Genomic DNA, 20,139 nt, shown 5'->3' with positions numbered 1-20,139 from the left:
AGTTACTCCTTTTCAGACATGGGTAAAGTGAATATGAACTCAGTTCCAACGTCTATGGTGCTTGCAACAGTTATGTTCTCACCATGGGCGTTTATTATTTCTTTTACGATAGATAATCCAAGGCCTGTTCCTTTTTTGTCCTTTCCACGTGAAGAATCTGTTTTGTAAAAACGTTCCCAGATTTTGTGGAGAGATCCTGCGGGAATGCCGACACCATGATCTTTTACAGATACAAAAAGCTTATCATTTTTTTCTTCAGTTCCAATTTGGATGGTAGCGTTATTAGGACTAAACTTTATAGCATTGTCCAGTAAGTTGTAGATAACTTGCTGTATCTTATCCATATCTGCACATACGATTGCATGTGGTTCTTCAAACAGCAGCTGTATGAGAATTTTCTTTTTCATGCAGGCACCTTCAAATGTAGCAGCAGTAGTTTTTATAACATTGTTCATATCAAAAGAAGTAATATGTAGTATAGCTCCATTGTGCTTAATATTATTTAGCGAGAGCAGGTTGGAGGTAAGTTTTGTTAGCCGTTCTGATTCAAATAGAATAATATCCAAGTATTTATTCTGCATCTCATAGGGAATCGTACCGTCCTTTATTGCTTGTGCATAGCCCATAATAGAAGTAAGAGGAGAGCGAAAATCGTGTGATACGTTAGCAATAAACTTTTTCTGGTAATCTTCTAAATTGGCAAGTTCACTTCCGACATATGAAATGGAATTTGCTAGATCTTTAAATTCATCGTTTCTTTTTAAATTTATCTTATACTGAAAGTTTCCATTGGCATATTCGTGAACACCCTTTTCTAAAGCTCGAATTGGGTATACGATAACATAAAACAGATAAATAAATGTTATTAGTAAGATTACAGCTAATATAACCAGACAGACATTAATTACATTAATATTTTTTCTGGCTGAGAAAGTGATGTTTTCCAGCGGTTCAATTAAAATAATATATCCCTGAGTGTTCTGGTCAGAACTGATCATATAACACACTACTAAGCTTGGGTCAGGAAGAATCCCTTTTAGTGTTGTATTTTTTATATAATTTTGGTTAAGCAGTTCAGGAACTTTTTCGTATAAATTTATATAATGAGAGGGATCAGAGTTTCTAGTATCAGTTAAAATAGTTCCATTTCGGTCAACAGCCCATATTCGGACATTTAGAAATGCGTCAACCGTACTTAACTGAGTTCTTATATTAACAAGAGAAGAAGTCTGATCGTAGTAATTCGATAAATACTCAGAAGATATAGTCTGGGCTTCTTCATAAAGCAGAGAAACCTGTTCGCTTATGATTTTATTCTCAATTCTCTTTAGGCCTATCGTGTTTAAAACAGCAGCAGTAAGTATAAAAATAAACGAGAACCAGCCAATTAGCTTATAGGATATTTTATAAGCCATGTTCTTTCACCTCAAATTTGTATCCAATCCCCCATACTGTTGATAGTGACCAGTAGTCATTGCCTTTAAACTTCTCACGTAGCCGTTTGATATGTACATCAACTGTCCGGGTATCTCCAATATAATCGTAGCCCCAGATATGGTCAAGAAGCTGTTCTCTTGTAAAAACCTGATTTGGGTGAGATGCTAGAAAATAGAATAACTCTAGTTCCTTAGGCGGTAGTTCAATGGTATGCCCACAGTACAGGACAGAATAGTTTGTCTGATTGATAATTAAATCTGAGTATTCAACAAATTCACCTGTCTGGACTGGTTTTACAGGAACAGCATTAGATGCCGGATATCTGCGAAGTACGGCTTTTACCCGTGCAACTAGTTCTTTCGAGTCAAAAGGCTTTATAATATAATCATCAGCACCTAATTCAAGTCCAAGAACTTTATCAAATACTTCACCTTTTGCAGAAAGCATAATAATAGGTGTATCTGCATGCTTTCGAATTTCTTTGCATACTTCATAACCATCAATTCCTGGAAGCATCAGATCTAATAGTATTAAGTTGGGATTGTAGGAATGGAAGGCATTTAAAGCTGCCTCTCCATCTCCTACAGTTTTGGTATCATAACATTCTTTTGTAAGATAGAGTGAAATAAGTTCTGCAATATTTTCATCGTCATCAACAATTAAGATTTTTTGTTTGACTGCCATATTTATCCTCCTGCTATGGTTACTTAAATTCTACAATTGTTACACCATGGTCTCCTTCACCAAAACCTCCAATACGATATGATTTTATATAGCTTAATTTTTTTAAATGCTGCTGTACAGCGTTTCTAAGAGCACCTGTACCTCTTCCATGAATAATGGTAACTTGAGGAATATGAGACAGATAAGCATCATCTAAGTACTTATCCATAATTGCAATTCCCTCATCTACTGTTTTTCCAATAATATTAAGTTCAGGACTGACACTTAAGGATTTAGACATTTTTATTTTTCCGCTTCCTGTTTTGCTAAATTTAGGTGTTACGGTATCGGGTTCATCAATTAACTCCAAGTCATGGATGTTAATTAGGGAACGGAGAATTCCCATTTGTACATAAACTTCTCCTTTGCTGTTAGGAACACTTCCTACAGTACCATTTACGTTTAAGCTGATAACATGAACGCTTTCACCTGGTTTAAAGTCCTGAGGACGGTTTTTCTTGTTGGTCTTTGTTTTTTGAACCAGTTTAGAATCGGTTTTATTTAATTTATTGCGAAGGGCAGCACGTTCTTCTTCCATATCCTTTTGTAAGTTGCTTTGTTTGGACCACTTGTTATACTTGCGAATAGATTCATCTGCAAAATCTTTTGCTTCCTGTAAAATTTCCCGTGCTTTTTCATTTGCTTCACGAAGGATTTTCTCTTTTGCTGCATCAATTTTTTCATTTTTTATGGTAAGCTTTTTCTTTAATTCTTCAATTTCTGCTTTATAGACTGCAATCTCAGCCTGTTCTTTCTCAATGGTTACACGGCTAGATTCTAAATCGGCTATAATATCTTCAAAACTTTGACTGTCACTATCTATGCGTGCTTTCGCATCTTCAATAATATAATCAGGCAAACCTAATTTGCTAGAGATAGCAAAAGCATTGCTTTTACCAGGAATACCAATAAGCAAACGATAAGTAGGACGAAGGGTTTCTACGTCAAATTCACAGCAGGCATTTTCTACACCAGGAGTAGAAAGTGCATAGAGTTTTAATTCGCTATAATGAGTAGTAGCTATAGTTTTTGCCCCAATGGTATGCAAGTGAGTTAAAATAGCCATAGCTAAAGCAGCACCTTCTACTGGATCTGTTCCAGCACCTAACTCATCAAATAGACATAAGGAACGGTTATTGGCATTTTCAATGATACGTATTTCATTTTTCATATGAGAGGAGAACGTACTTAAACTCTGCTCAATGCTTTGCTCATCACCAATATCTGCAAATACTTCTTCAAATACAGATAGTCTGGAATGATCAAAGGCAGGAATATGAAGACCAGCCTGGCCCATTAAAGTAAATAGTCCTACTGTTTTTAAAGATACGGTTTTGCCACCGGTATTAGGTCCTGTTATCATAAGAAGATCAAATTCTTCACCAAGTCGTATATCAATTGGTACTGCTTTTTTTGGATCAATTAATGGATGACGGCCCTTCTTGATGTCTATGATACCTTCTTCGTTAAAATCAGGAAGGCTTCCACGCATTTGTCTGGATAAGGAAGCCTTTGCGAAAATAAAATCCAGTTTGGTTAAAACTTCTAAGTTGATTTTAAGTTCTTCCAAATGCTCACCTATTAGGTTGCTTAGTTCGGCAAGGATGCGTTCAATCTCATCCTGTTCTTTTAAGGACAATTCACGAAGCTCGTTGTTTAATTTTACAATAGCCATAGGTTCAATAAATAAAGTAGAGCCTGTTGTGGACTGATCATGAATCATGCCTTTGAAAGAACTTCTGTATTCCGCTTTTACCGGAAGGCAGTAACGGCCGTTTCGCATTGTAATAAGTGCATCCTGTAACATAGTCCTGGAACTGTTTACAATAGAATTTAACTGATCATGAACTTTATTATTTGTATTTTTTATGTTCTTTCGGATCTGACGAAGTGCAGTACTAGCATCATCTGCAATTTCCTCTTGGGAAATAATACAGTGTTTTATTTCGTTATTTATATTGGAAAGTGGTTCAAGAGCATCAAAATAACCAGTTAATGAGTTTGTTGCGGTATATTCTTCTTCCTCATTATGAACGGAATTTCCCAGATTTTCTTTTCGAGTAAATGATTTTACTCGAAGGGTTACGTTTAACAGGGAACTAATAGAAAGAATTTCTTCTATGCTTAAAACAGAACCTACATCTAGGCGCATAAGAGAGGAACGCACATCTCTTACACCTGAAAAAGAGAGCGGTCCCTTTTTAAAAATCATAGATAATGCATCTGAGGTTTCGGTTAAATTATGTTTAATTTCGGATAAATCTGTACAAGGCAGCAAGTCTGTGCAAAGTTCTTTTCCTAAAGGAGTATTTGCGAGGTCTTTTAATTTGTCTATAATTTTATCAAATTCTAATGTTTTCAAAGCCTTTTTATTCATTTGTTAGCCTCTTTTCTTCCATAATACTATAGTATTGCCATATTACATATATTTTACCTTAGTTTACTTGAAATGAAAAGTATGCATTTGTTTACACTTAATTCATAACTTGTTCATATATCAGTGCTAAAATAAAGTAGATGGCTTGGATTATGATGTAAACTGCATAAAAGGCGTATTTGAGGAGCATAAAAATGAAAGTAGAGAATAGGGATCAGCATAAGGAAGAATATTCTTTTATACAAGAAACGATTGTACCAAGAACCAAGAATACCAGAAGAAAGCTAATGAAGAATTTAGGTTGCAGCATATTAATGGGAATTGTATTTGGATTCGTAAGCAGTATTGTATTTCATATTTCTAATGAGTTTTTCGGGAGACAGGAACAATTGGAGGAACAGAAAAAAATAGTACTTGAAGATGAAAAACAGTTGCTAAATGAGCTGACAGTAACCCAACCTCCCAAGCAGAATGAAAAAGAACCTCCTAGCAGTCTGGATAAGGAAATTACAGATTTGGATATTTATCATGCGTATGACATGAAATCCTATCAAAAATCCTATTATCTGATGAGAAGCCTGTCGGATAAATTTAAGTATTCTATAGTAACCGTAGATGCAGTAAAAGATGCAACTAGCTGGTTTGATAAGGAAAATAAAGAATCCAGTTATGGTTTTATTCTTCGGATTGATCATGATTACACTTATATTATGTGTAATTACGATAAGATAAAAAATGCCAATAAGATACAGGTACGGTTTTATAATGGGGATGAAGTCCGTGTGAAGCAGGTGGATTACCACAAGGAAACATCCATAGCAGTTATTAAGGTAAAGACTAGTTCGTTGACAAATAATACAAAGCAAAAGATTGAAAAAATAAGATTAGGAGATTCTTATCAGCTAGGAAGGGGAATTCCCGTTTTAGGATTAGGGTCACCAGATGGAACAATGAATTCTATTGCAATCGGTTATGTTACGGCACCTTGCATTGACAGATACATTGTAGATGGCAAGCTGGATCTGTTTCATACAAGCATTACTGAAAATCCATACGGAGATGGTTTTTTTGTTGATATGGATGGAAAAGTAGTAGGAATAATTACCCATAAATTTAAGGATGACACAGACCAGAATATCATGAGTTTTTTAGGAATATCCAAATTAAGGCCAATCTTAACATCCTTACTGAAAGAAAAGGAAATGGCAAGTCTTGGGGTAAAGGTATCTGAGCTGTCTAGCAAAAGCAATAAAAGTCCAGGGGTCAAATTTGGAATCTATATTGCAGATGTTGTTGCCAATTCGCCAGCATTTAAAAAAGGATTGAGAGCGGGAGATATTATTACAGAAATAGACGGGGTAAGTGTTTCTTCTGCAACTGCATTAATGAATAAGCTTTCTGACAGGAACCCAGGAGACAAAATGGAATTTACCATAATAAGACAAACAAAAGAAGGGTATCCGCAAGTAAAATCAGAGAAAAAAAATATTGTGGTAACTTTAAAATAACAGAAAATCTGAGACATAGTTTAGAAGGAAATTGAAAATCTTCTAGGCTATGTCTTTTCTATTCCATATAGTTAAGGTATAATAAGAGAAACAGAATTGTGAATTAGAAAGGTATGGAAAATAAATATGCGTTATATTAGTGAGTTGCATGAAGGAGAAACTATTTCGATTACTTATTTATGTAAGAATAAACAGATGTTAAAGACAAAAGCAGGAAAGAGTTATTGCTCTTTGGCACTACAAGATAAAACAGGTATCTTAGACGCTAAGATTTGGGAGATGTCCAATGCTATCGAGAACTTTGAAGCAATGGACTTTATTCATGTAGACGGACAGCTTACCTGCTTTCAGGGGGCACTTCAGTTAAATGTAAGAAGAATACGCCGTGCACAGGAAGGAGAATATGATCCTGTGGATTATATCCCGACATCGAAAAGGGATATCAAAGAAATGTTTGGGGAATTATTAACTTATGTAAATAGTATTAAGAATCCATATCTAAGCAAGCTTGCCAAAAGCTTCTTTGTGGAAGATAATGAGTTCCAGAAAGCATTCATGTATCACTCTGCAGCAAAGAGCGTTCATCACAGTTTTATGGGCGGGTTAGTAGAACATACATTAGGTGTTACAAAGTTAAGTGATTATTTAGCAATGAATTATCCATTTTTAAACCGGGATATTTTAGTAACAGCAGCAATGTTCCATGATATCGGAAAGACGGTAGAACTGTCTAATTTCCCAGAAAACGATTATACAGATGATGGGCAGCTTTTAGGCCATATTTACATTGGAACAGAGATGGTAGGGGAACGTATCCGAAGCATTCCGGGATTTCCTCATAAGTTATCTGCACAGCTGCGTCACTGTATTTTAGCACATCATGGGGAACTGGAATATGGCTCGCCTAAGAAACCAGCAACAGCAGAAGCGTTAGCATTGAGTTTTGCGGATAATACAGATGCAAAAATGCAGACTGTACGTGAAGTGTTAGAGAATGCAGATGAGAAGCAGGAGTGGTTAGGATATAACCGTTTCTTTGAATCTAATATCCGCCGAAGCGAAAAATAATTGGAGTATCATAAATGACGAAAACAATTAACAAAAATGATGAATTTGAATTAAAGATAGATAGTATGGGAACAGATGGGGAAGGAGTTGCTCATATAGAGGGCTATGCATTATTTATTAAAGATGCAATGCCAGGAGATGTTGTCCGCATAAAAATAATAAAGGCAAAGAAAAATTATGGATATGGGCGACTTATGGAGATTATCAAGCCTTCAAAAGACAGAGTGGAACCGGTCTGTAAAGTTGCGAGACAGTGTGGGGGCTGCCAGATTCAGCATGTATCTTATCAGGCACAATTGGAGTATAAGAAGAATAAGATTGCCAATTGCCTTATCAGGCTTGGAAAGTTTCCAGAAGAGCAGATTGAGGCTATTATGGAACCAGTTATGGGAATGGAAGAACCATACCACTATCGTAATAAAGCACAGTTTCCAGTTGGAAGAAATAAAGATGGGGAATTGGTTACAGGATTTTATGCCAGCCGGACTCATTCTATCATACCAGTAACAAACTGTGCAATACAAGATAAGCAAAATGAAGAGATATTAAAGCAGGTACTTGGATTTATGAAAGAGAACGCCATTGAACCTTATGATGAAACAAAACATTCTGGGCTGATACGTCACATTTTAACTCGTGTAGGTTATTATACGGGTGAAATTATGGTTTGTCTTGTAATAAATGGAACAAGCCTGCCGTATCAGGAAAAGCTTATTGAAAAACTGACAGGTATTAATGGTATGAAAAGTATCAGCATTAATATTAACAAAGAAAAAACCAATGTTATTTTAGGTGATAAAGTGAAGGTAATCTGGGGAGAAGGTTATATTGTAGATTTCATTGGAACTATAAAATATCAGATATCACCTCTTTCCTTCTATCAGGTTAATCCGCTTCAGACGCAGAAGCTTTACCAGACGGCTTTAGAGTATGCAGCGCTCACTGGAAATGAAATTGTGTGGGATTTATATTGCGGGATTGGAACTATTTCTTTATTCTTAGCCCAGCAGGCTAAAATGGTCTATGGTGTGGAAATTGTACCAGAAGCAATTGCGGATGCAAATCGTAATAAAGAATTTAATGGCATTGAAAATGCGGAATTTTTTGCTGGAGCTTCAGAAATTGTTCTTTCTGAAAAGTATAAGGAAAGCAATGGAAAAATGTCGGCAGATGTTATTGTTATTGATCCTCCAAGAAAGGGATGCGATGGTGTACTGCTTGAGACTATTATTGATATAGCACCAGAAAAAGTTGTTTATGTAAGCTGTGATCCTGCAACCCTTGCGAGAGATTTGAGAGTTTTATGTGATAACGGGTATGAACTTAAAAGAGTGCGAGGATGCGACATGTTTGGACATAGCGGGCATGTGGAGACGGTAGTAAAACTTGAGAGGATAAGGAAAGAATAATTGTATTAAAAAAGCAGGAGGTATCAGAAGCAGTGATTGGAAAATCTAATTGTGAATATTGTTCCAATTATGTATTCGATGAAGAATTTGGAGATTCTGAATGTCAAGTGAGTTTAGACGAAGATGAGATGTATCGATATATGACAAAAAATTATAAAGAATGTCCTTATTTCCAAATAAATAATGAATATAAAATTGTTCGTAAACAAATGTAAATATAGGTGAGAAATTTAGGGATAGTTGTGTTGACATGTCTAAGTATGGTAGTTATACTTAAATTATAGAAAATACAAAAAGACAGGTGTGATAAGTTGTATGTTTGATTTTAATTTTGACTGGAGCAGTGACATGGAGACTAAGATCTCCAAGATAGATATACAACACAAAGAGTTTTTCCGCATTGGGAGAAATATGGAACAGCTATTGTTGACAAAGTGTGCAAATGTGACAGAAAAGGAACTTTTAGATATAGTTTGTGAGTTAAGGGAATATGTTGGATATGATTTTTACGAAGAAGAAGTTATTATGAAAGATGCGGGGTATTCTAAGCTGGATGAACATGTAAAACAGCACAATCAGTTTAAAAGCCGGATTATGAATATTAACTGCCCTGCATTAGCTGCTAATCCATATAAGGAGTTAAGCAAAATTAGAAATTTTGTTGTTGATTGGGTTTTTGATCATATGTTACACGAAGACATGGACATGGCACGTGAAGTGAGAGGTAAATTAGGATAAAATAAACACAAAAGATGAATGGGAACATAGGAATATATGCAGGAAAAGAACTGTTTTTTGAGAAAAGAGCAGTTCTTTTTTTGTCGAATAATTGCACGTGGTTACAAGAAAAGAGCATAAAGAATTCCAATATTTCAACAAATAACACCATAATAAAGCAAGTTTCTAGGCGAAACAGACAACGGAATTATACAATATGCACAACTAAGTGACAGTAATTAGTTAGATAATATTCATAATTACTGATATAAAAAACAGCAAGAAAATGTTTTCTGCATTTCACGTAAAAATAAAATACATTACGGTCACAAATTATTGAAAACTTGTCTAAAAAATCTATAATTGAACTTGCAAATAAACATTAATGTAATTTTTTAAGGAGGAGTCTCATGTTTAATCAAAAATTAAAAAGGGCAATATGTGTAATGGGAACTGCAGCTATGCTTGCAACTTCTATCGTACCAAATGTATCAGCTGCAACTACAGCAAAAGCTGCTAAAAGTAATAGTAAATACGCACAGAGATTTTTAGATATTTATAATACAGTAAAAGATGATGCTTCAGGATATTTCGATGAAAATGGTGTTCCTTACCATTCAGTTGAAACATTAATGGTAGAAGCTCCTGATCAGGGACATGAATCCACATCAGAAGCAGCTTCCTACTTAATCTGGTTAGAAGCTATGAAAGGTGCTGTTACAGGTGATTATTCAGAATTAGCAGATGCTTGGGACGTTGTAGAAAATTACTACATTCCTACATCAAAAGATCAGCCTGGCCAGACAGATTACAATACATCAAGCCCAGCTACATATGCTAGTGAATATGAAGATGTAACAAAATATCCTAGCCAGTTAGTATCTGGTGCAGCAGTTGGTTCTGATCCAATTGCTAACGAATTAAAGAGTGCTTATGGAAATCCATATATCTATGGTATGCACTGGTTAATTGACGTTGACAACTTCTATGGATTCGGTTTAAGAGGAAACAAGAATTCTACTAAACCAGTTTACATCAATACATATCAACGTGGTAGAGAAGAATCCTGTTTCGAAACTGTTCCTCAGCCATGCTGGGATGATTTAAAGAACGGTGGACCAAACGGATACTTAGACTTATTCACAAAAGACAATGGCTACTCTGCACAGTGGAAATACACTAACGCACCAGATGCTGATGCTCGTTTAATCCAGGCTATGTATGGTGCTAGAGATGCTGCTGAAGAAGATGGAGTTAATATTTCTAATTTAACAGCTAAAACAGCTAAATTAGGTGATTATTTAAGATACTCCATGTTTGATAAATACTTTAGAGAAATTGGAAGTCCTAAGAAAGCTGGAAGTGGACGTAGTTCACAGCATTATTTATTATCCTGGTACTATGCTTGGGGTGGTTCTACAACTCAGAGCTGGTCTTGGAGAATTGGCTGTTCACACTCCCATTTCGGATACCAGAGTCCATTTGCTGCATTTGCTTGTTCTCAAGACAGTGACTTCATTGGAAAAGCTTCTACAGGAAAATCTGACTGGACTAAGTCTTTACAGAGACAGAAAGAATTATACACATGGTTACAGTCTGACGATGGAGCAATCGCTGGTGGATGTACAAACTCCTGGAAAGGTGCATATGAAAATGTTCCTTCAGATGTAAGCACATTCTATGGCATGGGTTACACAGAACACCCAGTATACAATGACCCAGGAAGTAACAGATGGTTCGGTATGCAGGCTTGGTCTATGCAACGTATGTGTGAATATTACTACAGATCAGGAGATAAAGATGTTGCTAACTTAGTTAATAAGTGGGCTAATTGGGCTGAATCTCAAGTAACAGTAACAGATAAGACATTCTCTATTCCATCTAACTTAATTTGGCATGGTCAGCCAGACACATGGAGAGAAGGCCAGACAATCGAAGGATGGGAAGGAAAGAACAAAAACTTGACAGTTGAAGTTGAAAGCTATGGCGAAGACGTTGGTGTTGCTGGTTCATTAGCAAATGCATTATTATATGTTGCAGCTGCTAATAATAAATACAATACAGGTGATGTTGACAAATATAGAGATACAGCTATTGCATTAATTGACTGTATGCATGACAATTACATTGATGATAAGGGTGTTGCAGTAGAAAGTCCTTGGGATGCTGCTGAAAGATTCTTTACACAAGAAGTATATATTCCATCTGGCTGGAGAGGAACAATGCCTGACGGTTCTGTAATTGAACCAGGTGCTACATTCTTAAGCATCCGTCAGAGCTACAAGAATGATGCTGACTATGACAGAATCCTAGCTGCATATGAAAATAATGAAACAGTTATGATGAAATATCATAGATTCTGGGCTCAGGTTGAATATGCTGTTGCAAATGGCGTAGCTTCTAACCTTGCTTCTGAATTAGGAATTGATGATAGTATTTCAGGTGAAGTAGTAAAACCAAGTGTAAAACCAAGTGTAAAACCAAGCGTAGCACCAAGTGTAAAACCAAGCGTAGCACCAAGTGTGAAACCAAGTGTGAAACCAAGTGTAAAACCAAGCGTAGCACCAAGTGTGAAACCAAGCGTGAAACCAAGCGTAGCACCATCAACATCAGGTGTTAAAGTAAATGCTGGAAATGGTCAGTGGTCTATTACAAATACAGAAGGTTCTGTTGCATTAAGCGATATTACAATCCGTTACTATATCAAAAACGAAGGTTCAGCTGACAATGTTGCTTATATTGATAATGCTGGTTTAAGCTTAAGCAAAGCTCCTTACTATGCATCTTTAACAAGTGATGTAAAAGTTAAATATGTGAAGATGTCAAATCCAACATCTGAAGCAGATGGTTACTTCGAAATCACATTTAATTCAAATTATGATATTGATTCATCTTCTAACTTAAACTTAGGTATTCGTTTTGCAAAAGCTGACTGGTCTAACTTTGATTCTTCAAATGACTATGGCGCAGTTGTATATGTAAACGGTGCTTGCGTAAGCGGTAACGAAATCTAATTAAAAATAGCAGGTCTCGGTGGTGAAAATCACCGAGGCTTTATTAAAAAATGGAAAGGGAGAAAAATATGAGATTAACTAAAAAAGCACTTAGTGCTACTTTAGCAGTTGCTATGACAGCTGCATCATTGACAACAGCTGCACCTACAGCTGTAAAGGCTGCATCAAACTATAACTATGGTGATGCATTATCAAAATCTTTATTATTTTATGAATTACAAGAATCCGGTAAAATGGAAGATGACATTCGTTCAAACTGGAAAGGTGATTCTTGTATGAACGATGGTAAGGACAACAACGTTGATCTTACAGGTGGCTGGTATGACGCTGGTGATAACTTAAAACTTAACTTCCCAATGGCATACACAGGAACAATGTTAGCATGGTCTTACTTAGAGGATACAGATGCTTACACAAAATCTGGTCAGGATAAGTACATGTTACAACAGTTAAAACGTTTAAATGAATACCTTATCAAATGTCATGCTTCTAAAAATGAATACTACTTCCAAGTTGGTGGAGATGCTGACCACGCATTCTGGGGAGCAGCAGAAGTTGTAGAAGCAAAAATGACAAGACCTTCTTATAAAGTAACACTTTCAAAAGGCGGTTCTTGTGCAGTTGCAGAAGCAGCAGCTTCCTTAGCAACAGCTTCTATGGTATTTGAAGAATCTGATCCTTCTTTCGCAGCTACATGTTTAAAACATGCAGAAGAATTATATGATTTAGCAGATGCAATGAAGAGTGATTCTTACTATGATACAATTGCTGGTGCATACTACAGATCATACTCAGGATATGCAGATGAAATGTCTTGGGCAGGTGCTTGGTTATACAAGAAAACAGGCGAACAGAAATATTTAGATAAAGCTCTTGATTATGTTTCTGGATGGGAAATGGAAGGCCAGACAAATTACTGGGGATATAAATGGACTCAAGGATGGGATAACAAGAGTTATGGAGCAAGAATTTTGCTTGCTGAATTAACAGGAGAAGACAGATTCAAAGAATCCGCTGAGCAGTACCTTGATTACTGGACAACAGGATGGGGTGGAGCAAGAATTAAATACACTCCTAAGGGATTAGCTTGGTTAGATTCTTGGGGATCTTTAAGATATGCATGTAATACAGCTTTCTTAGCAACAATTTGGGCTGAATCTGGATTATGTTCAGAAGATAAAGTTGCTACATATGAAGACTTTGCTAAGTCTCAAGCAGATTACTGCTTAGGAAGCACAGGTAGATCCTTTGTTTGTGGATTTGGTGTAAATCCTCCAAAATCACCTCATCACAGAACAGCGAGTGGTGTTTGTACAGATAACTTAAGTGCAGATCCAGAAGTTAACATTCATACATTAACAGGTGCTTTAGTTGGTGGACCAGATGCAAGTGATGGATATACAGATACAAGATCTGACTATTGCATGAACGAAGTTGCTGTTGATTACAACTCAGGTTTTACAGGCTTAATGGCTAAGATGTACAGCAAATTCGGTGGAACAGTCGATCCTAACTTAAATGCAGTTGAAGAAGTTGGTCAGGAATTTGACCTTAAAGCAGCTGTAAATGCTCAAGATAGCACAAACAAAATCAATTTTGTAGAAATTAAAGCTACAGTTTACAATAAAACATGTTGGCCAGCAAGAGTAACAGATAATTTATCCTACAGATTCTACATGGATTTATCTGATGTAATTGCTCAAGGATACGCACCAAGCGATATGACACTTGCAACAAACTACAATCAGAGTGGTGCTAAAGTAACAGGACCATTCCCAACAAGTGATGAAAATATTTATTATGTAAATATTGATTTATCAGGTGCTAAGATCTTCCCAGGTGGACAGAGCCAGTATAGAAGTGAACTTCAGTTCAGAATTGCAGCTCCATGTAAATGGGATTTCACAAAGAGCCCATCCTTCAAGGGAATCAACAAAACTCAAGGTGGTGCAGGTAACTCTGTAACAAGTATTCCAGTTTACGAAGGTTCTAAATTAGTATTTGGTGAAGATCCATATGCAGGCGGTGCTGTAGTAGTAAGACCAAGTGTAGCACCAAGCGTAAAACCAAGTGTAGCACCAAGTGTAAAACCAAGTGTAGCACCAAGTGTAAAACCAAGTGTGGCACCAAGCGTGAAACCAAGTGTAGCACCAAGCGTGAAACCAAGTGTAGCACCATCCAAAGCACCAGTTGTTGTTCCAGAAGGAGATGTTAATGTTGCAATTACAAAAACAGCTGCTTCATCAAATTCAATTGGTGGACAATGGACGGTAACATCTAAGAGCAAAGTTGATTTAAATGACGTAGAAATTCGCTATTACTTTAATGACAATGCTTCTGATTACAGCATTTTCATTGATAACGTTGGATTAAACTTAAATGTAGCTCCTTATTATGATTCTTTAACTTCCAAAACAAATGTTGAAGTTGTTAAAGATGGTGCTGATTCTTACATCAAAATAACATTTGCAGGTTGTGAAAATGCATTAATCAGTGATGGTAAGCTTGACATGGGTATCCGTGTTGCTAAGAAAGACTGGTCAAACTTTGACCAATCTGATGACTACTCCTATGAAAACGGTGCAGTAGTATTTGTTGGAGATAAAGTTGTAAGTGGTGTTCTTCCACAATAATACGAAATAAATATATAGTAAATATATATAAAAAGAGAGGGACTATTTTGTGAAAAATAGTCCCTCTTTACGTAAAAAAGTAACAAAGTAAGTTATCAGTTTTCAACAAAAAACACCTTAATAATAAATTTTTGTGTTTTAGTAATTGACAGTACGACACCATGTCTGTAAAATATTACTAGAGAAAATGTAAATACCTTTTTGTTTTTTATGACAAATGTTGAATAAAGGGCTACATAAGGGAGGTTTGTTTGTCGAAAGGAGGGAGCGTATGCTTAAAATAGCAGTATGCGATGATGAATCATTTTTCAGAGAGCAAGCAGGGGCAGCATTGGAGGATTATGCAAAACAGCGTGGGGCTGAATTTCAAATTGAGTATTTTACTTCAGGTGAAGAATTGCTCGAAGCAAATTGCTCAGAGTTTGGGCTGTTTTGTTTAGACGTCGAAATGAATGATGGAATGAGTGGGTTAGAAGTAGCTCAGACATTGCGAAGAAACCGTATTTTTTCTGAGATTATCTTTGTAACCAATCATCAGGAAGAAGCATATCGTGCATTTGAGGTAAGTGCATTACGCTATTTGCTAAAACCCATTAAATCGGAACAGCTGTTTCGTACGATGGATTTAATTATGAAGCGAAAAGAAGAAAGAGAAAAACGCTTAATTGTGCTGAATCAGGGACAGAAGTTTTTACAAGTAGTGTGTGATAATATAATCTATTGTGAGACAGTAGATAGAAAGTTACAGGTTTATACTACACAGAAAACATATCTTGTAGACAATAAAATTAATGAAATAGACAAACAATTAGCAAATCGAAATTTTTTCCGTGTACATAAGTCATATTTAATTAATCTAGCTTACGTCCAAGAGCATGATCAGACAACAGTTACTATGCTCAATGGCGATACCGTGTATGTAAGCAGATTGAAGTTAAAAGCATTTAAAGAGAGTTTTTTAGCTTATTTAAGAAAGGAGCATAAGCTAGGTGCAGGTTGAGAAAATTGCGACCCAGTTATTTTATTGCGCCTTTATGGTAATGTTTGTTGGCAGTTTCTTAGAAGTTGTTAAATTCCCAATTAAATTTAAAAGAATAGTTAAATATATTGCAGCAGGTGCAGTCTATATTCCGCTAGTTAGCCATTTGCCTTTAGGTAAATTCCGGTTTAGCGTTATGTTCCCTCTGGTTATCTTCTTTATTTTTGAAGGAACCTTTTTAGAGAGAACTACAATATCTACAATTGCAGAATCGGTCTGGTGTGCTTTGCAGATATTATGTGGAGTTATTTTTGGTGATACTCTGGAGATTGTGGTAGTATCAGATACTAGCAGGCAAGTCCTTTTGGATTTAATTTGTCTGGTAATTTTAAGCTGTATTGTACGGATTATTAATCAGACATCATTGTTTGAACAGGATATAGCGAAAAAAAGGGTAGCATCTGTAAGGCAGCTATTAGGAATGCTCGTGCTTGCTATTGAAGGAGACTTGGTACTAGGTATAGCAATGTTTGTTGAAGCTTATAATATAGAATTTCCTTATTTTCCAACAGCATTGATAACATTTGTACTTGGCATTGCAGGTCTGTATCTGGTATGTTTTGCTTTAAGTTTAGATAATGCAATGGCGAAAGAATACTATAAAGTAGTGAATAAAACATTGGAATCGCAGATAAAAAGTCAATACTCCTATTATAAGAAACTAGATAAAGTAAATAGAGAAACAAGAGCTATTAAACATGATATGAAGAATCATTTGATTGTAATGAAAGGAATGATTGACAAGGGGGATTTGGACGGAGTAAGCTCGTATGTGAGTAATATTCAAACGAAAATGGATAATGTTAGTGTGGTAATACATACAGGAAACTCCATTGTTGACTCCATTGTCAACGAAAAGAGAGAAATTGCATTATCGAAAAAGATTGAATTGAATATAAATGTTGCATTACCCGAAGAGGTAAAAGTGGAACCTATGGATCTGTGTGTAATGGTTGCAAACAGTCTTGATAATGCCATTGAGGCATGTGCAAAAATACCATCTAATAAAAAAAGGGACATTTCATTCTATGGCAGATGTGAGCACGGATATCTGTCTTTCATCATAAGTAATTCCGTGAATAAAAATATCCGTATTGAACAGAATCTGGTTGTTACAGATAAAGAAGATAAGCTTAATCACGGTTATGGCTTAACCAATATTGGTAATAGTGTTAGAAGAAGTAATGGCAAATTGAATATCGAATGTAAAGACCAGAGGTTTTCCTTGTACATAGATATACCAATGAATGGGTAAGATTCCTTACTTGCGGTTAAATTGCAAGTACGGTATACTATTTACATTAATTTTCAAAGGGACAGGAGGCTGTTTTGTGGAAAATGAAGACTTGATAAGATTATTAAGAGATCATGCCGTATATATCCAGACTCATAATTTCCCTGATCCAGATGCAATTGCAAGTGCCTATGGGTTACAGGAGTTTTTAAAGTATCATGGAATCGCAAGTGTATTGTGCTATTATGGAAGAATAGATAAGTTAAGCACGAGGCGAATGCTCTCAACCTTTGATATACAGATTTATTCTAAAGAAGAATTGCAAGAAATGAAGGATGAGGATTATATTGTACATGTTGATTCTCAAAAGAATAATGCCAATGTAATGGATCTTATTGGAGAAGAGGTTGCTTGTATTGACCATCATCCAACGTTTATAGAGGCGGATTATCAATATAAGGACATTCGAATTGTGGGAGCTTGTGCTACGCTGATAGCGGAGTATTTTAAGAAGGGTAATATTCCTATTACACCAAATGCGGCAGCGGCATTGTGTTACGGAATTAAAGTGGATACAGCTGATTTTTCAAGAGGTGTCACGGATTTAGATGTTTCTATGTTTGCATATTTGTATCATAGAGCGGATAAAGAAAAATTCAGCAGCATGTTTGCCAATACTATGGAGTTTAAAGATTTGAAAGCATATGGTGCTGCAATTGAGTCTGTCCAGGTATATGAACATACGGGATTTTCATATATTCCGTTTGATTGTCCAGATGCACTAATAGGTATGATATCAGACTTTATTCTTGCACTGGATGTTGTAGATGTTTCTGTTGTTTATGCCAAAAGAGATAATGGACTTAAATTTTCTGTAAGAAGCGAAGTGAGAGAAATTAATGCTGGGAAGGTAACTTACGAAGCGTTAAAAAATATTGGAAGTGGCGGTGGACATCAGGCTATGGCAGGTGGGGCTGTGTATAGGGAGAATATGGAGCTGTTAGAACCAGATGTGCATGCTTCTATCCGAAAAATTTTCTTAGATGCGATTGGGAGATAAAAAAGTGGGGAATGCCCACTTTTTTCAATTTAAAAAACGTTGTTTCTTCATAATTGTTATGTAATATCGTTATACATCTGCTTGACTACTTCTTTTTGATTGACAAATAATTCAACAATTAATGGTTCGAACTGTGTTCCACTTCCTTTTTCTAGCTGTTTAAAAGCATCCTCTAAAGAAAAGGACTCTTTATAACTTCTTTTGGTAACCAATGCATCAAAGACATCAGCGACTGCCATAATACGTGCACATAAAGGAATATTGCGGCCTGAAAGACCTTCTGGGTATCCCGTTCCATCCCAGTGTTCGTGATGGTATCGGGCAACATTTTTTGCATAATGCACGAAGTCATCATCTTCCAGATTTGTCATGGTTCGTTCTATAATTTCTTCGCCACGTACAGTGTGGTTTTTAATATAATCATATTCTAAGTCTGTTAGTATACCAGGTTTCTGCAATATAGAATCTGGGATTTTCAACTTTCCAATGTCGTGAATAGGTGCAGCTAAACAGATATATTCTAATGCAGTGTCATTTAGTTCATCAGCATAAAATCCATTGTACTTTAATTCCTCTGCGATTAGACGGACATATGCACTTGTCCTTTTTACGTGCTGTCCAGTTACGTTATCTCTTGATTCAATCAGATTAGCAAAGCTGTAAATCATTTGCTGCTGCATAAAGTCTATTTTCTTTTTACGGGAAAAGACATTCATTAATAAATTTCTTGAACGAAAAGCGATAGCGTAACAGATGAGGGATAAAATCATGTATTCAAACGAAAAGTTAATCCCATAGGTAATAAACCAAGTTAAAGATGAAAATGTAGTAAGGCTGCTGTCTACAACCGCATTGGCTCGAAATGCCAAACCTGCAATCATCATAAAATAACCGAAAAAGGCAATGCGCCTTGTTAGAATTTTATCGAAATATATACAGCTTACTAGAGGGGCAATAATATAGGTCATAAAGATTCCGCTCCGAGCTTGTGTTGACAAAATGCCGATTATTACTTCGGTAACAATTAGACAGTAGTACTTTGTAAAGTTGCCAGAAGCCTTCAAGAGTCTTAAAAAAATAAGAATTACATTAAAGAATAAAGTAAGAATAAAGGGTAGCAGCAACGCCTTGGCAGGAGTATGTATTATCTTTAAGTGGGTAAGGAGGAACAGGATAGAGAAGACAACTGTCATTACATAGATGAAATAGCTTGTGACTCGATTTGCCTGATGGTCATTCTCGTTAAAGTATTCCTCGCTTTCATAATTATGTTCATACATAAGCATTCTCTCCTCGTGTGTCTGATACTAATAGCATATCACATATAAAAACTATGTAAATAATAAAATGAAAATTCTGGCCTATTAGGAAATGAATAATAAGCCAGAATGTAAATGGATTTTAATGTGAAGATAAGCTGATTGCTTCAATTGCCACATTACCGCCTCGAACCACTTCTATATTGGTAAAGTTTTCTTGGAAGAGCTTTATAATGTCATTGTTCCGTTCTTCTGTATCGGTACATTCAATTAATACGCTGTCTGGACCGTAATCGCTGACACTAAGCTCAAATGCTTGGGCAATACGGAAGATTTCGATTTTGTCTTCTTTAGAACAGTGTTTGATTTTAATAAATAATAATTCTTTTATATGAATTGGAACTGTTGTAAAATCGATTACTTTAATAACTTCAATACAACGGTTTAGCTGTTTTTTTATCTGTTCAAAGGTAGAATCATCGCTAGTAACGCTGATAGTCATACGAGAGATAGTAGGATCTTCAGTTGTTCCCACTGTCAGACTGTCAAGGTTATAGGATTTGCTTGAAAATAGGCTGGATATCCTGGCAAGGACACCGATTTCGTTCTGTACATATAGTGAGATCCATCTTTTACACTTCGTGTTGTTCATCGTAATACC

Annotated in this window: 15 protein-coding genes; 10 read left to right on the top strand and 5 right to left on the bottom strand. The window is 35.9% G+C overall.

Going from position 1 to position 20,139, the window contains the following annotated elements:
• Positions 1–2 precede the first annotated feature (2 nt).
• Genes BMY85_RS11430 through BMY85_RS11420 form a run of 3 tightly spaced genes read right to left on the bottom strand, consistent with a single transcriptional unit; the run spans position 3 to position 4,537 of the window.
• The gene (locus BMY85_RS11430) at positions 3–1,415 is read right to left on the bottom strand and encodes a sensor histidine kinase (protein ID WP_092478414.1); all 1,413 of its coding nucleotides are present in this window, start codon (positions 1,413–1,415) and stop codon (positions 3–5) included.
• Complete coding sequence (locus BMY85_RS11425; protein ID WP_092478413.1) at positions 1,405–2,121, bottom strand: response regulator transcription factor; 717 nt, start codon at positions 2,119–2,121, stop codon at positions 1,405–1,407. Before BMY85_RS11425 ends, BMY85_RS11430 begins: the two co-directional genes overlap by 11 nt.
• 19 nt (positions 2,122–2,140) lie before the next feature.
• Positions 2,141–4,537 (bottom strand): endonuclease MutS2, encoded by a 2,397-nt coding sequence (locus BMY85_RS11420; protein ID WP_092478412.1) that lies wholly within the window; start codon positions 4,535–4,537, stop codon positions 2,141–2,143.
• Positions 4,538–4,731: 194 nt separating this feature from the next.
• Between BMY85_RS11420 and BMY85_RS11415 the strand changes: the two genes are divergently transcribed.
• The 10 genes from BMY85_RS11415 to BMY85_RS11370 all read left to right on the top strand — a co-directional run bounded on the left by BMY85_RS11415 (position 4,732) and on the right by BMY85_RS11370 (position 18,219).
• Positions 4,732–6,045, top strand: coding sequence for a S1C family serine protease (locus BMY85_RS11415; protein WP_092478411.1), 1,314 nt, complete (start codon positions 4,732–4,734; stop codon positions 6,043–6,045).
• Positions 6,046–6,171: 126 nt separating this feature from the next.
• Entirely contained in the window at positions 6,172–7,113 is a 942-nt protein-coding gene (locus BMY85_RS11410; RefSeq protein ID WP_092478410.1) for a 3'-5' exoribonuclease YhaM family protein, read from the top strand.
• 14 nt (positions 7,114–7,127) lie between these two features.
• Positions 7,128–8,522 carry a 23S rRNA (uracil(1939)-C(5))-methyltransferase RlmD gene (gene rlmD / locus BMY85_RS11405; protein ID WP_092478409.1) on the top strand — a complete coding sequence of 465 codons (1,395 nt, stop codon included), beginning with the start codon at positions 7,128–7,130 and terminating at the stop codon, positions 8,520–8,522.
• Between the two features lie 32 nt (positions 8,523–8,554).
• Positions 8,555–8,737: a DUF6472 family protein gene (locus BMY85_RS16290; protein ID WP_092478408.1), complete on the top strand. Its 183-nt coding sequence runs from the start codon at positions 8,555–8,557 to the stop codon at positions 8,735–8,737.
• A 100-nt stretch (positions 8,738–8,837) separates the two neighbouring features.
• On the top strand, positions 8,838–9,260 hold the full coding sequence (locus tag BMY85_RS11395) for a bacteriohemerythrin (protein ID WP_092478407.1): 423 nt from the start codon (positions 8,838–8,840) through the stop codon (positions 9,258–9,260).
• A 389-nt stretch (positions 9,261–9,649) separates the two neighbouring features.
• On the top strand, positions 9,650–12,253 hold the full coding sequence (locus BMY85_RS11390; protein WP_092478406.1) for a glycoside hydrolase family 48 protein: 2,604 nt from the start codon (positions 9,650–9,652) through the stop codon (positions 12,251–12,253).
• Positions 12,254–12,321: 68 nt separating this feature from the next.
• On the top strand, positions 12,322–14,886 hold the full coding sequence (locus tag BMY85_RS11385; protein ID WP_092478405.1) for a glycoside hydrolase family 9 protein: 2,565 nt from the start codon (positions 12,322–12,324) through the stop codon (positions 14,884–14,886).
• Between the two features lie 271 nt (positions 14,887–15,157).
• The gene (locus tag BMY85_RS11380) at positions 15,158–15,886 is read left to right on the top strand and encodes a LytR/AlgR family response regulator transcription factor (RefSeq protein ID WP_177180764.1); all 729 of its coding nucleotides are present in this window, start codon (positions 15,158–15,160) and stop codon (positions 15,884–15,886) included.
• Positions 15,876–17,180 carry a sensor histidine kinase gene (locus BMY85_RS11375; RefSeq protein WP_092478403.1) on the top strand — a complete coding sequence of 435 codons (1,305 nt, stop codon included), beginning with the start codon at positions 15,876–15,878 and terminating at the stop codon, positions 17,178–17,180. The genes BMY85_RS11380 and BMY85_RS11375 overlap by 11 nt, the downstream gene beginning before the upstream one ends.
• 76 nt (positions 17,181–17,256) lie before the next feature.
• Complete coding sequence (locus tag BMY85_RS11370) at positions 17,257–18,219, top strand: DHH family phosphoesterase (RefSeq protein ID WP_242939733.1); 963 nt, start codon at positions 17,257–17,259, stop codon at positions 18,217–18,219.
• Positions 18,220–18,275: 56 nt separating this feature from the next.
• Here BMY85_RS11370 and BMY85_RS11365 read toward each other — a convergent pair whose 3' ends face one another.
• Positions 18,276–19,187, bottom strand: coding sequence for an HD-GYP domain-containing protein (locus BMY85_RS11365; protein WP_207646550.1), 912 nt, complete (start codon positions 19,185–19,187; stop codon positions 18,276–18,278).
• Positions 19,188–19,620: 433 nt separating this feature from the next.
• Complete coding sequence (gene ilvN / locus BMY85_RS11360) at positions 19,621–20,130, bottom strand: acetolactate synthase small subunit (RefSeq protein WP_092478400.1); 510 nt, start codon at positions 20,128–20,130, stop codon at positions 19,621–19,623.
• Positions 20,131–20,139 lie beyond the last annotated feature (9 nt).

The organism is [Clostridium] polysaccharolyticum, from assembly GCF_900111595.1.
GTDB lineage: Bacteria > Bacillota > Clostridia > Lachnospirales > Lachnospiraceae > Clostridium_AI > Clostridium_AI polysaccharolyticum.
This window is presented reverse-complemented; position numbering and strand designations above follow the sequence as displayed.